The following is a 14,898-nucleotide window of genomic DNA, read 5'->3' on the forward strand; positions in this document are numbered from 1 at the left end:
GACGATCACCTCCGGCGCAGGGGGCTTGTGGCACCCGCCGGGCGTGCGTCGTGCGGCCGGCGGCAAGATCGGGTGTCATGAGCGTCAGGTCTGAGGGTGGCGGCCTTCGTACTCACGAATGGCTCGCGCACGCCGAAAGGGGGATGAGCGCCGGGCGCGGCAGTCTGCGGAACCGCGGACGGGGCGTTCCTGCCCAACGCTGGTTGTTCCTGGAGATCAACCGCACCGAGCGCGGCGGCCTGTTCGACGACACCGGCACCGTGGAGTTCGTCGCGCACTACCGGGACGCGGACGGCCGCGGCGCACTACACGAGACCAGCCGATTCGCCCGTTCCGGCGGCGCCTGGGTCTACCTGGACGGCACGCACGACGCCTGACCGGTAGCGTCAGCGGACATGGCACGCGTCGCGATCGAGTACTGCACCCAATGCCGCTGGCTGCTGCGGGCGAGCTGGATGGCGCAGGAATTGCTCAGCACGTTCGCCACCGAATTGGGCGAGGTCGCACTCATCCCGGGTTCCGGCGGAATCTTCCGGATCACCGTCGACGGCGAACAGATCTGGGAGCGCAAGGCCGACGGCGGATTCCCCGACGTCGCGGTGCTCAAGCAGCGGGTCCGCGACCGGGTGGCACCCGAGCGGGACCTCGGTCACGTCGACCGGCGCGACTGAAATCCGGGGCGACCGCGAAGCCCGCCGCGCCGCGGCGGCCGGTGCGGGCCCGGCTGAACTCGGCAGGCAACGCGAAGTCAGGCCGCGGCAAGCCGCCCGCTGGAGATGCCACGGCGCCTGATCGGACCCGTGGCGGCTGTGAAGGGGAGCGGCACAGCAGAACTCGGGTCGAGGCGCACGGTGCGGGCCCGACCGAATTCGCGGCGGTCGAAGGGGAGTCAGCCGCAGCAGCCGCCACCGCAGCAGCCGCCGCTCGCCGGAGGCGCCGCGGGGCTCGGTGCGGGCGCGCTGCCGCCGCCTCGGCTGACGGTGGCGAACGTGGTCAGCAGTTTGACCGTGTCGTCGTGCCCGCTCGGGCAGGCGGTCGGCGCTGACGACTCCGCCATCGGGCGGGTCACCTCGAACGTGTCGCCGCAGCTGCGGCACCGATAGCTGTAACTCGGCATCCGCTCATTCTAGGGCCCGCACCGCCGGTGCGTTCGTGCGGTCTAGAAGTAGTCTTTGAGCATTTCGGTGGACCACGGGGCTTGTCGGATCTCGCCGCGTGGGCCGAACTCGGCAAACCATGGCTTGATGTCGAGCACGGGTGTGCCGTCTACCGCGTCCAGCTCAGCTACGTGTGGGTCCAAGCCGTCTACTCGGAGCAGTCGGGTACGGGATACGCCGAGCCAGTTGATGCGCCGCATGTTCCGATGCCCAAAGATGCCGACCTTCGGCCATGCTGGGTTGTCGCGGGCACTGCGCGCACCGAAGTGCAAGTCGGTTGGATCTGTCAGGTGGAACCGGAACACGATCTCGAGATGGCTGAACTCTTCCAAGCCTTGCACGGACTCTTCGGTGAACCTGGAGTCATCTATGCGAATGATTGCCTCCGTGCCTCTCCAGTGATCGTCCGTAGGTTCGCGGCGACCACCTACGACATGTGCGACCGGAACTACCTCGAACACTTCGTCAGCCATGCGACCTCTGTCCTACTTCCCGTTTGCGGCTAGATACTCTGCTGCTCGCTCGTCGATCTCGCGTACACCAGCAATAGGCTGACCGAGATACGGAGCCACGTTGTTCAACACCTATCCGCCGAGTTCAGTAAGAACGTTGACGATGAGTTCGCGGGCGTCGCGGCCGTACACCGCCGCGCCTCTGAGGACCTCGAACATTCGCATGTACATGTGGCACTCGGCGGGCTGCGTTACCTGGATGCTCGCAGTCGGTGTTTCCAGTGCGACGAGGTCGTTGTCGAGGATCCAAAATCCGGTAGACGCAACGGCATCTCGCTCGGTCATCAACGGGACGATGCCGAGCGAGATATTCGGAAGCGCCATCAACTCGAGTAGTCGGCCGAGCTGCCCAGCCTGCACCTCTGCAGTCCCGAACCATGTTCGTAGCGCTTGCTCCTCGAGCACCACTACGAACCGCTTGCCGCCCCGCTGGATAATCCGCTGCCGTTCCACCCGGACAGCGACGGCTTCTTCGATGTCGTTCGGTGTGTCGAGGAAGCGGATCCAAAACGACAGCATGGCGGCCGAGTACTCGGCAGTCTGGAACAGGCCGGGGATGACATTGTGCTCGTAGATGCGGAAGACCCGAGTCTGTTCGTACCGCTTCTGGGTATGAGCGCCGAGTACGCGCTTCATACCCGCCCTGCTCTCGCGACGGAATTCGAGATAAGCCGAGTCGACTGTCCGCAGGGTGGCGACCAGGTCCGCGATCTGGTCTTCGGCGGCGCAAATACGGCACCACACGCGGATGTCTCGATTAGTGGGGGCCTGGACGCCGTTCTCGATCTTCGACACCCGTGTGTAGTGCTGTCCTGTTGCCTCGCCGAGTTCGCGGCCGGTCAAACCCGCGTCTTTGCGGAGATCACGGAGTCGAGCGCCGAGCGCGCGCCGCGCTTCCTGCGCCGAACTAGACGGGCTTGTACTCACGGTGTGGTATCGCCAATTGCCACACCGCCTCGAACGCCGTGCGGCACAATCGAATATCGTGTGGGTCGGTCGAAGTCACCTTGTCGCTACCGAGTCCGTTGCCCGCGTAGTGGAGGAACACGACGAGACGGTCGTCGAACAGGTAGAAGTCATTGCCGGGTATGGCGAGAGAGGACACCCGTCGCCGAGGAACCCAGCGGATATCTTCGCCGGCGTCGACCATGGGTTGGGCGATGCCGTACGACCAGCGCTGATAGTCGCTGAGCGGCTCCGAGACAATGCGCGCTCGGCGGACCGATCTACCGGCGGCGACATGGTTCCGCAGCGTCGAGCACCAGCCTTGCAGCCATTCGAGATCGTCGTGTTCACCTTCCGCCCACTTCGCCATATGCGGTAGCTCAACCGCCGTACCGTACGCATCACGGGTTTCGAGGTGAAGCGACTCTCGGTCGAAGTCGGAGAGTAGCCGGTCGAATTCGTCATCGCTGATCGATGTCACTGTCTCCCTGCCCGAAGAACGGAACTAGCCGGTCTGGGATCTCGACGCATGATTCACCCGCTGGGATACCCATCTGAGCCAGCACATCCGGGTCGTTGACGACCCATCCCTGCACTACCCAGGAACCCCGGTCAGTGCGGTATAGCGTGGGTGAACCGGTTGGGTTCGAGGCCGGATCTCTGGCGATGAACGTTAGACGCACGGTAGGCCCCCCGCCTATCTTGTTGCGATCAGTTGCGCCCCGACACCTCGACGGCCATCTGCAGCGCGTGAAGCGGCGCGCCGATGTCATTTTCGACGTTGATGATGTGGCGGCGCGTTGGCCGTCCATCAGCGAAGCGTCCACGTTCAGCGCTCAGGAGTGAGGCACCCATTCTGCTGTTCGGCGAGGTGTTGTCCGAAGTCTGTCCAGGCGACGGACCTTTGGCGGGTCGCTCGCCGCTGAGCCGGTCGCGGGGCGGGGGCCAGCGTCTCTACAGCTATCAGAGCGAATCCGGTGTGACTCGCACGACCGTGACCAATTCGACACCGTGCCCCATGCAGCGGCCTGAACAGCGGATGAATGTCGCTCGACGCAGCAATGTCTCGGCATCGAAACCTGGGCGTACCGATCTTCGACGTACTCTCGAAAGAGAAGTATGAGGAGGTCTGCGATGCGCGCTGAGTTCTCCGAGGCGGTGCCCGGGCCCGACGATCTCGGCGAGACGATCGCGCGGACGGTCTACGGCGATGTGCGTGGCGTGCGCGAGGGGTCCGTTTCGATGTGGCGCAGCATCCCGTACGCGACCGCACCCACCGGCCCGGCCCGGTTCGCGCCGCCGCAGCCACCGCAGGCGTGGGAGGGGGTGCGCGACTGCACCCGCTTCGGCGAGATCGCGCCGCAGTCGCTCGGCCCTATGGTGCCCATCGACTCGGGCCTGACGATCGGTGAGGACTGCCTCTGGCTGAACGTCTGGTCACCGCATCGCGGGGCCGGTGACCCGGCGCGTCCTCTGGAGACCGAGCCGCGGCCGGTCATGGTCTGGCTGCACGGCGGCGCGTACTGCCTCGGCACCGCAGCGCAGGAGATCTACGACGGACGCAAGCTGGCGCTGACCGGTGACGTCGTGGTCGTCGCGGTGAACTATCGGCTCGGTGCGCTCGGCTTTCTCGACCTGTCCTCGCTCGGCGACGACTTCGTGCCGAACCTCGGCCTGCACGACCAGATCGCCGCGCTGGAGTGGGTGCGCGACAACATCGCCGCGTTCGGCGGCGACCCCGGCAACGTCACGCTGTTCGGCGAATCCTCCGGCGCGGGCTGCGTCACCGCGTTGCTGACCTCGCCGCGCGCGGCGGGCCTGTTCCACAAGGCGATCGCCCAGAGTCCGCCCGCGACCACGGTTTTCGGACCGGAACGCGCGGCGGCGGTGGCGCAGCGATTCCTGGAACTGATCGAGTTGCCCGCGTCCCGGGCCAAAGAACTCCTGGAGTGCCCGATCGATCGGATCGTCGCGGCGGCGGGCGTGCTGCTCGACGAGATCCCGCTGAAGGAGCCGGGCAGGCTGGCGGCGGCGCCTGTGGTCGACGGAGATCTACTGCCGACCTACCCGATCGACCGGTTCCAGCGCGGGCGTTCGCACCGGGTGCCGCTGATGATCGGCACCAACAAGGACGAGGCGTCGCTGTTCCGGCTGCTCCGCTCGCCGATCATGCCGGTGACCCCGGACGCGGTGAACGCGATGCTGCGCGACGTAGCGGCACATCATCCCGAGATGTCGGCCGAGCGGATCGCCGAGATCACCTCGGCCTACCCGGATCTGGGCAAGGCCCGTGGCGCCATGGCCATGTCCACCGACGCGGCGTTCCGGATGCCGGCGCACTGGGTCGCCGACGGCCACGCCCAGCACTCGCCGACCTGGATGTACCGCTTCGACTACGCCACCCCGATGCTGCGGGCAGCCCGCGTCGGCGCGGGCCATGCCACCGAACTACCTTACGTCTTCGGCAATTTTGGCACGTTGAACCACGACCCGACCTTCTGGCTCGGCGGCCGCAAGACCGCCATGGACATCTCCGGCCGCATCATGCGCCGCTGGCTGGCCTTCGCCACCTACGGCGTCCCCGCCGCCCTCGACGGCTCCAAACACTGGCCGCCCTACCGCCTCCCGGCCCGCACCACCCTGGTCATCGACACCGCCGACCGAGTCGTCGACGACCCCGACCGCGAACTCCACACCGCCTGGGGTCAGCAAGCTGTCGGCTTCAGCTAGCCCGCACGACGCCCTCATCGTGTCCGGCAAGGCGCCCTACAGCAAGGAAACGCAATCATGACCGATCCCGCCAAGGCCGCTCGCCGCGCGCGCCACGACGCCATCCGTGCGCAGGTCGCCGACGAGGAAACTGAAGCCGCTGAGGCCGAGGCCGCCGAAAATGCCGCCACCCTTGATGTGTCACTGCACCTGCGGATCAGCCACACCCTGGACGCCGAGCTTCGTCGGCGGGCCGCCGCCGAGCACATCCCGACCTCCGCGCTCGTCCGAAAGCTGCTGGCCCAGGCCGTGCGCCAGCACGATGCCTGCGGGCTCACTGCCGCCGACGTCGAAGAGATCGCTCGCCGCGTCACCCGGGAAGAGCTTCATCGCAGCGCGTGACGTGCCTTCAGACGTCGGTGGAGAAGCGGATGCCGCCGTCGGGGATCTCGACGCCGGGCCAGACGCGCGCGCCGCGCAGGAGTTCGCAGCGGGCGCCGATGTTGGCCCCGTCGCCGATGACGCCGTCGCGGACCAGCGCGCGCGGGCCGATGCGCGCGCCGAAGCCGATGATGGTGCGCTCAACCGTGGCACCCGCTTCGATCACCGCGCCGTCGAAGACGACCGCGCCGTCCAGCCGGGCACCGGCGCCGATCTCGGCGCCGCGGCCGACGACCGTGCCGCCGATGAGCACCGCGCCGGGAGCGACGCCCGCGCCGGGGTGGACCAGCGACTCGCCGCGCTGACCAGGCAAAGCAGGGGAGGGCGCGATACCACGGACGAGATCGGCCGAACCGCGGACGAAGTCCTCGGGGGTGCCCATATCGCGCCAGTAGGAGGTGTCGACATGCGCTTGGAGGCGGGCGCCCTCGGCCAGCAGCGAGGGGAACACCTCGCGCTCCACCGAGACCGGACGCCCGGCCGGGATCTTCTCGATGTACTCGCGGCGGAAGACGTAGCACCCGGCGTTGATCTGGTCGGTCGGCGGATCCTGGGTCTTCTCCAGGAACGCGGTGACCCGGCCGTCTTCGTCGGTCGGCACGCATCCGAAGGCACGCGGGTCACTGACCCGGACCAGATGCAGCGTCACGTCGGCGCGGGTCGACTCGTGCGTGTCGAGCACCGCGCCGAGATCGGTGCCGCCGAGCACGTCGCCGTTGAACACCATCACGGTGTCCCCGCGCAGCTTGGGCAGCACGTTGCGGATGGCGCCGCCGGTGCCGAGCGGCTCGGTCTCGGTGACGTACTCGATCTCCAGCCCCAGCTCGGCGCCGTCGCCGAAGTGCTCCTCGAACACCTCGGCCTTGAACGAGGTGCCCAGCACCACGTGGGTGATCCCGGCTTCGGCGATGCGGGCGAGCAGATGGGTCAGGAACGGCAACCCGGCCGTCGGCAGCATCGGCTTGGGCGCCGAGAGGGTCAGCGGCCGCAACCGCGTGCCCTGCCCGCCGACCAGGATCACGGCCTCGGTGCCTGCATTTCCTGCCATCAAGCTCCCCTGTTCACAACGTTGCTTCTCGCGGCACCGGCTATCCGGCGTCGCGCGCCTGTTGGCGCAGGGCAGATCGAACCGCAATCTTCGAGCGCACCGCAAGTCCAGCGCGCAGCGCCAGCCGCAGCGGTGCCTGCCACCAGTGCGGATGCCGGTCCGCTTGGAACCGGTAGGCGCTGGCGTGGTGGGCGGGCAGCATGACTTCGGGATGGCGGCCCGCGGCATGCCCCTTGGCGTGGGTGACCTCGGCGTCCGGCACGAACACGTTGTGCCAGCCCGCCTTGCCCATCCGGTCGCCGAAGTCGACGTCCTCCATGTACATGAAGTAGCGCGAGTCGAAGCCATCGATCGAGTCGAACGCCGCGCGCCGCACCAGCAGGCACGACCCGGACAGCCAGCCGACCGCCCGCTCGGAGATCTCCTCGTTCTCCTGCCGGTACCGCCGGGTCCACGGGTTGGCCTTCCACACCGTGCCCAGGATCGCGTGACCAGCGCCGTCGAGCAGCCCGGGCACACGCCGGGCGGACGGATACACGCTGCCGTCCGGCTCCAGCACCAGCGGCCCGAGCGCGCCCGCCCGCGGCCAGCGCTCGGCCGCCGCGAGCAGCTTGTCGATGGAATCGGCGCCCCAGCGGATGTCCGGGTTGGCGATCACGACGAACTCGATGTCCGGATCGATCTCCGCGACCGCCCGGTTGATCGCGCCGCCGTAGCCGATGTTGCCGCCGGTGCGCAGCAGCCGCACGTGCGAGTTGGCCTCGGCGGCCAGCTCGGGCGCCCCGTCGACCGACCCGTTGTCGGCCAGGATCACCTGCGGTTTCTCCGTGGTGGCCGCGGCGAGGGTGGTGATGAAGTGCTCGAGGTGTTCACCCGGCGAGTAGGTCACCGTGACGACGGCCAGGCTCGCTGGCGCGGTGGAATCACTCACAACTCCGCCTCGCGGCCGCTCGGCTCCGTTGTGCGCGATTGCACGCTGTGTCCTCGATTCACTCGCTCACGCTCGCTCATGACTGCCAACCCTAGCCGGACCGGCTCGCCAGCGCGTCTTCCAGTGCCGTTCGCCAAGCGCGCAGGGGAGTCAGCCCGGCGCTGTCCCAGGCACGTGGTGAGAGCACCGAATATGCCGGGCGCCGTGCGGGTCTGGGAAACGCGGACGAATCGCACGGCCGGACCCGTTCCGGATCGGCGCCGATCCCGGCGAACACCGCGCGGGCGAGTTCGAAGCGGCTGGCCTGTCCGGCGTTGGTGGCGTGCAGGACTCGCGGCGCGTCCGGCCGCCCCGCCAGTTCCAGCAGTGCGGTGGCCAGGTCGGCGGCGTAGGTTGGGGAGCCGACCTCGTCGTCGACCACGTCGACGGTGTCGCGTTCCTGTTCCAGCCGCAGCATCGTCGCGACGAAATCTCCGCCGCGCCCGGTGTATACCCACGCGGTGCGCACCACGTGCGCGTTCGGGCACCGCGCGAGCACCGCCTGCTCGCCCGCGAGCTTGGACTCCCCATACACCGACGCGGGTCCGGTCGGATCGGTGGTGTCATACGGCCGCTGGTGGGTACCTGGAAAGACATAGTCGGTGGACAGATGGATCAACCGAGCACCGAGTGCCGCGCAGGCCTCGGCGAGCACGGCAGGTCCGGTCGCGTTACCCGCGTACGCTGCCTCGGTCTCGGTTTCGGCCCGATCGACGGCGGTATAGGCGGCGCAGTTCAGCACCACGTCGCCGGGTGTGAGCACCGCGCGCACGGCGGCGGGGTCGGTGATGTCGAGTTCGGCGCGCCGGTAGCCGTGGGCGGCCGGAGCGAGACGCAGCAGTTCCCGGCCCACCTGCCCGCGCGCCCCGGTGACGACGAGGCGTGCGGATACGGTGGATTCGGGCGCGGTGAGGTCGGTCACGGGCGCAAGTCTGGCATGCCACCGCACTCGCGGTTCAGATCCTTCGCAGTAACCGTTCGTTAGCTCGAGGCGTCGGGGGATCCCGAAACTGGGCGGGGCGGGCGGGAAACCACAGGTGGCGGAGCGGTTGCGTACGCATCGCCATGAGACCCAGTTTCGGCGAGAGGATGCAGAGTTGTCGCAGTGGAGGGGCACATCGGTATCGTCGCGGCCGCCCCGGCCCGGTACACAGTCGTTCGGATCGCTGCGCTCGTTCGCCGCGGCGGCGGCGATCATCGTGCTCGTGCTCACCGGCTTCGCCTGGCACAGTGTCGATTCGCTGGTCGCCAACATCGAGCGCATCGGCGACCTCGGGCTCGGCGGCGGTCGCGACGGTGCGGTGGACATCCTGCTGGTCGGCGTGGACAGCCGGACCGACGCGCACGGCAATCCGCTGTCGGACCGCGAGCGCGCCATCCTGCACGCGGGCGACGAGTCCGGCACCAACACCGACACCATCGTGCTGCTGCGCGTGCCGAACGACGGGCGCTCCGCCACCGCGATCTCCATTCCGCGCGACTCCTACGTCGACCTTCCCGGCCTCGGCATGGGCAAGATCAACTCCGCCTACGGCGTGACCAAGGCGGCCCAGTATGTGAAGTTGACCGAGCAGGGCGTCGCGGAGGCCGACGCGGAGCGGCAGTCCACCCAGGCGGGCAGGCAGGCGCTGATCAAGTCCGTGGCCAACCTCACCGGGCTCACCATCGACCACTACGCCGAGGTCAGCCTGCTCGGCTTCGTGCTGCTCACCGACGCCGTCGGCGGCGTCGAGGTGTGCTTGCGAAACGCCGTCGACGAATGGATGTCCGGCGCTGATTTCCCCGCGGGCCCGCAGCGCCTGGATGGATCACGGGCGCTGAGTTTCGTCCGCCAGCGCCACAATCTGCCGCGCGGCGACATCGATCGCATCGTGCGCCAGCAGGTGTTCATGGCCCAACTGGTGCAGCAGGTGCTCAGCGCGAAGACGCTCAGCAACCCGAGCACACTGCACAAGCTCAGCGCCGCGGTGGGACGGACGATCGTGGTGGACGACGGCTGGGACGCACTCGCGTTCCTGCAGCAGTTGAAGGACTTGTCCGGCGGGCAGGTGACGTTCGAGACCATTCCGGTCGCCGACCTGAACGGCGAGACCAGCGATGGCGAATCCGTGGTCAAGGTCGAGCCGAGGTCGGTCAAGACCTACATCGCCTCGCTGGTCGGCGAAGTGGAAACCACGACGCGAAAGCCCGAACTCGGTGCCGAACCCCCGAAGATGACCGTCAACGTCTACAACGCGGGCGGCGTCGGCGGACTCGCGGCGGAGGTGGCGCAAGCGCTGAGCGCCAAGGGATTCCGCCAAGGCGAGGTATCCAACTACATCGGAGGGCGCGCCACGAGCAGCCGGGTGCTCGCCGCGGACCCGTCGAGCCCGAAGGCTCAGGCGGTGGCCACGGCGCTCGGCGGGTTGTCGATCGTCGCGGATCCGGCGCTGTCCCCGGATTCGGTGAGCGTCGTGCTGGCAAGCGACTATTCTGGTCCGGGCTCGGCGGCCGGCCGGGTTTTCGACCTCTCCGGAACCTCGACCGCCGCCACACCCGTCCCACCCGCCCCACCGATCGATGCAGGCCAGAACGGACCGAAATGCGTGAACTGAACCATGCGTGACATCGACCAGGCACACACACTCACCGAAGCGATACTCGATCCGATCCTCGCCCGCGACCCGGCCGGTCCGCGCGTCACCTATTACGACGACGCGACCGGCGCGCGGATCGAATTGTCCGGCCTGACGCTGGCGAACTGGGCGGCCAAAACGGCCAACCTGATTCGCGACGAGTTCGGCCTGAGCCCGGGCGCCCGGGTCGCCGTGCTGCTGCCCGCGCACTGGCAGACCGCCGCGGTGCTGCTGGGCTGCTGGTGGGCGGGCACCGAGGTGGTGCTGCACCCCGACGAGGACGCCGACTTGGCCTTGGCGGCCCCCGATCGCCTCGACGACACCGACGGCGCCGGTGAGGTCGCGGCCCTGTCGCTGGACGCCATGGGCGCGCCGGTGCGTGATCTGCCGGTAGGGGTCACCGATTTCGCCACCTCGGTGCGCGTGCACGGTGATCAGTTCCTGCCCCGCGGCGCCGGTGTCGCGCTGGAGGGCATGCCGGTCGCCGAGGTGCTCGCCGAGGCGCGGAAGTCGGCCATGCGGCAAGGTTTCGCCGAGGGCGACCGGGTGCTTTCCAGCACGCCGTGGGACACCCCGGCCGAGCTCATCGACGGCTATGTCGCAGTGCTCGCGGCGGGCTCCTCGCTGGTGCAGGTGGTCAACCCCGACCCGGCGCTGCGCGACCGGCGCGTCGCTTCGGAACGGGTGACCACGCAGCGCGGGTAAGCCGGAACCCGGCCTCCCGACCCGCGCGGCGGCTCCTACCGCGGTATATGCGCCGATCCGACCATGGGACGTTCCACAGATATGCGGACTTCCGTACGGTGGAGTCATCGCACAACGACGGGGTTGAACTATGAAGCCACAGTATTGGTTCCGCTGGTTGTCGGTGCAGGGCGCGCCACGCCTCGCCCTGCGACTACAGGCCCGCCGTGGCGACCCGTTCGCCGAATTGATGGGCGGGCCGACCGGCTGGGACGACCCCTATCCGCTGATCGAGCAGTTGCGCGGGCAAGGCAGGCTGCTGCGCACCTCGATCGCGTGGGCGACCTTCGACCACGAGCTGTGCCGGTCCATCCTGCGCGACACCCGCTTCGGTGTGCGCACCACGGAAAGCTTCAACGTCCCCAAACCGATGCAGAAGCTCGCCGAGCGCTTCCCGCTGCCGCCGAACCCGGTCGAACCACCGTCGATGCTGGTGATCGATCCGCCGGAACACACGCTCATGCGCAAGCCGGTCGCTTCGGCGTTCACCCCGCGCGCCATCCGCAGGCTGCGCGACCGCGTCGAGACGGTCACCGAGGAACTGCTGAACGCGCTGTCCGCGGGCGGCCCGGCCGATCTGATCGAGTCGTTCGCCGCCCAGGTGCCCATCGCGATCATCTCCGAGATGCTCGGCTTCCCGGACGAGGACAAGGCGAGGTTCCTCGACTGGGGCGACCAGATGACGCCGTTGCTGGACATCGGCATCCCATGGCGCGCGCACCGCAAGGCCATGCTGGCCATGGAGGTGATGAACGACTACCTCGACCAGCACATCGAACGGCTGCGCCGCGAGCCGGGCGAGGACATCCTCAGCAGCCTGGTCACCGCGGGCGAGCTGGACTCCTTCGCGCTGAAGGCCACCGCGAGCCTGCTCATGGGCGCGGGTTTCGAGACGACGGTCAACCTGATCGGCAACGGCGTCGCACAGCTGCTGGCGCATCCCGATCAGTTGGAGCGGTTGCGTGCCGAGCCGGAGCTGTGGCCCAACGCCGTCGAGGAGATCCTGCGCTTCGATTCGCCGGTGCAGACCACCGCGCGGACCGCGTTGACCGATGTCGAGGTCGACGGTGTCCTGGTGCGCAAGGACAGCACGGTGGTGCTCTCGCTGGCGGGCGCCAACCGCGACCCCGCGGTCTTCGCCGATCCCGGCCGGTTCGACGTCGGGCGCGGTAACGCCAAGGACCACCTGTCCTTCAGCAGCGGCGTGCACGTCTGCCTCGGTGCGAACCTGGCCAGGATGGAGGGCGTCTACGCGCTGCAGGCGCTGTTCGAGCGGTTCCCCGACCTGCGCCTGGACGGCGCGCCGAAGCGCCGCGAGCTGTTCACCCTGCACGGCTATGCGCGGATGCCGGTCCAGCTCGGCCGCCGGGCGCAGGCGCCGCAACCGTCGGCGGTGTGATCAGCCGGTGCTCTTCCAGACGTAGCGGGTCTTCGGACGACCTGCTCTGCCGTAGTCCGAGCGCCGGAGGACCAGCCCGTCGTCGGCCAGTTTCTCCAGGTAGCGCCACGCGGTGATGCGGGAGACCCCGATCGCGGTCGCGGTATCCGCGGCCGTCACGCCCTCGCCCTCGGCCGCGCGAACAGTGCGGGAGATCTCGTCGAGCGTCTGCGGCGCGACGCCCTTGGGAGTCGCGGCGCGCTGGTCGGTGGTGCGCAGCGCGCTCAGCGCGCGGTCGATGTCGTGCTGGGAGATGGCGCTCTCACCCGCGGGCAGCGCGGTACGGAACTCGCGGTAGCGGTCCAGCTTGTCGCGGAACGCGGCGAACGTGAACGGCTTCAGCAGATACAGCACGACGCCGTGCGACACGGCGCTGCGCACCATGGCGAGGTCGCGCGCGGAGGTGATCGCGATGACGTCCGGGCGCGGCGCCAGCCCGGTCAGCGCGGCGGCGACATCCAGGCCGCTCGCGTCCGGTAAGCCGATGTCCATCAGCACCAAGTCGATCGGAACGCCCTCGGCCGCGGCGTCGGCCGCCGCGCGCATCGCCTCGCGTCCGGTATGGGCGACGCCGACGGGCGTGAAACCGGCGATGCGCTCCACGTAGGCGCGGTGCGCCTCGGCGATCAGCGGCTCGTCCTCGACGATCAGCACACGGATCATCGTGCTCCCTTTCGTGGAATCGTCACGGTCACCGCGCTTTCGGGATCCCGTTGGGTGCGGATGGTTCCGCCGTGGCGGGCCACCAGCCGGTGGACCAGTGCGAGACCCAGCCCGTGATGGTCGGCTTTGGTCGAATAGCCGCGTTGCGACGCACGCGCGAACATCTCCGCCGACATCCCCTGCCCGCTGTCGGCGACCCGGACGACCAGCGTCGACGTGCCGTGCCCCGCCCCGGCTTCCGCGTCCACCTCCTGATGTCGCAGGGTGACTTCCACCCAGCCGGCCGGGCTGTCCGCCGCGGCGTCGATCGCGTTGTCGACGAGATTGCCGACCAAGGTGACGGTTTCGTGCGGCGACAGCGGGTCCACGGAGTCCAGGGCGGTCTCGTCGGTGATGGTCAGCTCGATGCCGCGTTCGGCCGCCTGGTTCACCTTGCCGAGCAGCAGCGCGGCGAGCGCGGGCGCGCCGACCGCCGCGAACAGCCGATCGATGAGCGCCTGGGACATCTGCAGCTCCGAGGTGGCGAACTCGACGGCCTCCTGATGGCGGCCCAGTTCGACCATGGTGACCACCGTGTGCAGCCGGTTCGCGGACTCGTGCGCCTGTGCCTGCAACGATTCCGCGAAGCTGCGCACGGAATCGAGTTCGCCCATCACCGCCTGCAATTCGGTGTGGTCGCGAATCGTCATCACCGTGCCGATCGGGCGGCCCTCCCACTCCACGGTGTCCTGGTTGACCAGCAGGATCCGCTCGGTGGTCACGTGCATCTCGTCGCGAACGGTACCCCCGCTCATCCGCCGCAGTGACAGCGGCAGGTCGCTGCGCCGCACCGGACCGGTCGGCAGGTCGAGCAGTCGGCGCGCCTCGTCATTGACCACCTCGGCTTTCTCGCCGGATGGCCCGAACACCACCAAGCCCTCCCGGACCGAGTGGAGCACGGCGTCATGGTGCTCGTACATCACGCGCAGTTCGTCGGGCGCGAGCCCGTGGGTCTGCCGCCGCAGCCTGCGGCTCAGCAGGAACGATCCGGCCGCCGCGACCAGCAGGCCCGCGCTCGCGACGCCGAGGATCACCGGGAGCTGAGTGGCGACCTGGTCGCCGATCTTCGCACGGGTCACCCCTACGGCGACCAGAGCGACGACTCTGCCGTCGTCGTAGACCGGAGTGACCGCTCGGATGGAGGGACCGAGGCTGCCGGTGTAGGTCTCGGTGAACGTCTCGCCCGCCAGCGCGCGATCGATGTTGCCGCTGAACGGCAGCCCGATCATGGCCGGGTTGGTGTGCGTGTAGCGGGTCCGATCCGGCGCCATGACCACGATGAAGTCCATGCCGGTCTCGAGCCGGATCTCCTCGGCCACCGGCTGTAGCAGCGCCGCCGGATCGTCGGAGCGAACGGAGGCGATGGTGAAGGGCGAGTCGGCCACGCTCACCGCGACGTCGGTGACCTCACGGGTGGTGATGAGGTCGCTGTCGCGCCTCGCGTCCAGGACCGCGAGCAGCGCGCCGAGCACGACCATCACCGCGAGCACGATCAGCTGGAAGACGAATGCCTGACCGGCGAGCGAGAGCCGAATGCGTCTCACAAGCGCGTCCTCCACTGAAAGTAATGCACCAAACAGTGACCGGAGTCACCCGGCCGACCATCATTCTGCCTGG

Annotated in this window: 16 protein-coding genes; 7 read left to right on the forward strand and 9 right to left on the reverse strand. The window is 68.6% G+C overall.

Annotated features, from left to right (window positions below; all coding sequences use genetic code 11):
• The first annotated feature begins 77 nt into the window (after positions 1-77).
• Together OHA40_RS34760 and OHA40_RS22145 are read left to right on the forward strand one after the other, a co-directional pair.
• On the forward strand, positions 78-377 hold the full coding sequence (locus tag OHA40_RS34760; RefSeq protein WP_442943787.1) for a YchJ family metal-binding protein: 300 nt from the start codon (positions 78-80) through the stop codon (positions 375-377).
• Between the two features lie 18 nt (positions 378-395).
• Complete coding sequence (locus OHA40_RS22145) at positions 396-671, forward strand: SelT/SelW/SelH family protein (protein WP_330228803.1); 276 nt, start codon at positions 396-398, stop codon at positions 669-671.
• A gap of 218 nt (positions 672-889) precedes the next feature.
• On the opposite strand, the gene OHA40_RS22150 is transcribed toward OHA40_RS22145, so the two are convergent.
• The 4 genes from OHA40_RS22150 to OHA40_RS22165 all read right to left on the reverse strand — a co-directional run bounded on the left by OHA40_RS22150 (position 890) and on the right by OHA40_RS22165 (position 3,095).
• Positions 890-1,117 carry an FmdB family zinc ribbon protein gene (locus OHA40_RS22150; protein WP_330228804.1) on the reverse strand — a complete coding sequence of 76 codons (228 nt, stop codon included), beginning with the start codon at positions 1,115-1,117 and terminating at the stop codon, positions 890-892.
• 42 nt (positions 1,118-1,159) lie between these two features.
• A complete protein-coding gene (locus OHA40_RS22155; protein WP_330228805.1) occupies positions 1,160-1,630 on the reverse strand; it encodes an SAM-dependent methyltransferase in 471 nt (156 codons plus the stop codon).
• 111 nt (positions 1,631-1,741) lie between these two features.
• Entirely contained in the window at positions 1,742-2,596 is an 855-nt protein-coding gene (locus tag OHA40_RS22160) for a helix-turn-helix domain-containing protein (RefSeq protein ID WP_330228806.1), read from the reverse strand.
• Positions 2,577-3,095, reverse strand: a complete 519-nt coding sequence (locus OHA40_RS22165) for a DUF6879 family protein (RefSeq protein ID WP_330228807.1) — start codon at positions 3,093-3,095, stop codon at positions 2,577-2,579. Before OHA40_RS22165 ends, OHA40_RS22160 begins: the two co-directional genes overlap by 20 nt.
• Before the next feature lie 653 nt (positions 3,096-3,748).
• Between OHA40_RS22165 and OHA40_RS22170 the strand changes: the two genes are divergently transcribed.
• Positions 3,749-5,344, forward strand: coding sequence for a carboxylesterase/lipase family protein (locus tag OHA40_RS22170; protein WP_330228808.1), 1,596 nt, complete (start codon positions 3,749-3,751; stop codon positions 5,342-5,344).
• A gap of 57 nt (positions 5,345-5,401) precedes the next feature.
• Entirely contained in the window at positions 5,402-5,725 is a 324-nt protein-coding gene (locus tag OHA40_RS22175; RefSeq protein ID WP_330228809.1) for a hypothetical protein, read from the forward strand.
• A gap of 7 nt (positions 5,726-5,732) precedes the next feature.
• Here the strand turns inward: OHA40_RS22175 and OHA40_RS22180 are convergent, their stop codons facing one another.
• The 3 genes from OHA40_RS22180 to rfbD all read right to left on the reverse strand — a co-directional run bounded on the left by OHA40_RS22180 (position 5,733) and on the right by rfbD (position 8,704).
• Positions 5,733-6,812, reverse strand: coding sequence for an NDP-sugar synthase (locus tag OHA40_RS22180; RefSeq protein WP_330228810.1), 1,080 nt, complete (start codon positions 6,810-6,812; stop codon positions 5,733-5,735).
• A gap of 40 nt (positions 6,813-6,852) precedes the next feature.
• A complete protein-coding gene (locus OHA40_RS22185) occupies positions 6,853-7,743 on the reverse strand; it encodes a glycosyltransferase family 2 protein (protein WP_330228811.1) in 891 nt (296 codons plus the stop codon).
• 91 nt (positions 7,744-7,834) lie between these two features.
• Positions 7,835-8,704: a dTDP-4-dehydrorhamnose reductase gene (gene rfbD / locus OHA40_RS22190; RefSeq protein ID WP_330228812.1), complete on the reverse strand. Its 870-nt coding sequence runs from the start codon at positions 8,702-8,704 to the stop codon at positions 7,835-7,837.
• A gap of 244 nt (positions 8,705-8,948) precedes the next feature.
• Here rfbD and OHA40_RS22195 point away from each other — a divergent pair, with 244 nt between their 5' ends.
• From OHA40_RS22195 to OHA40_RS22205, 3 genes are all read left to right on the forward strand, one after another.
• Positions 8,949-10,376 carry an LCP family protein gene (locus tag OHA40_RS22195; protein ID WP_330234320.1) on the forward strand — a complete coding sequence of 476 codons (1,428 nt, stop codon included), beginning with the start codon at positions 8,949-8,951 and terminating at the stop codon, positions 10,374-10,376.
• A 3-nt stretch (positions 10,377-10,379) separates the two neighbouring features.
• Entirely contained in the window at positions 10,380-11,102 is a 723-nt protein-coding gene (locus OHA40_RS22200) for a TIGR03089 family protein (RefSeq protein WP_330228813.1), read from the forward strand.
• Positions 11,103-11,232: 130 nt separating this feature from the next.
• Complete coding sequence (locus OHA40_RS22205) at positions 11,233-12,540, forward strand: cytochrome P450 (RefSeq protein ID WP_330228814.1); 1,308 nt, start codon at positions 11,233-11,235, stop codon at positions 12,538-12,540.
• Here the strand turns inward: OHA40_RS22205 and OHA40_RS22210 are convergent, their stop codons facing one another.
• On the reverse strand, positions 12,541-13,242 hold the full coding sequence (locus OHA40_RS22210; protein ID WP_330228815.1) for a response regulator: 702 nt from the start codon (positions 13,240-13,242) through the stop codon (positions 12,541-12,543). It lies immediately after the preceding gene.
• On the reverse strand, positions 13,239-14,759 hold the full coding sequence (locus tag OHA40_RS22215) for a sensor histidine kinase (protein WP_330234321.1): 1,521 nt from the start codon (positions 14,757-14,759) through the stop codon (positions 13,239-13,241). Before OHA40_RS22215 ends, OHA40_RS22210 begins: the two co-directional genes overlap by 4 nt.
• Between the last annotated feature and the right edge of the window lie 139 nt (positions 14,760-14,898).

Origin of the sequence: Nocardia sp. NBC_00508 (assembly GCF_036346875.1) — a bacterium.
GTDB lineage: Bacteria > Actinomycetota > Actinomycetes > Mycobacteriales > Mycobacteriaceae > Nocardia.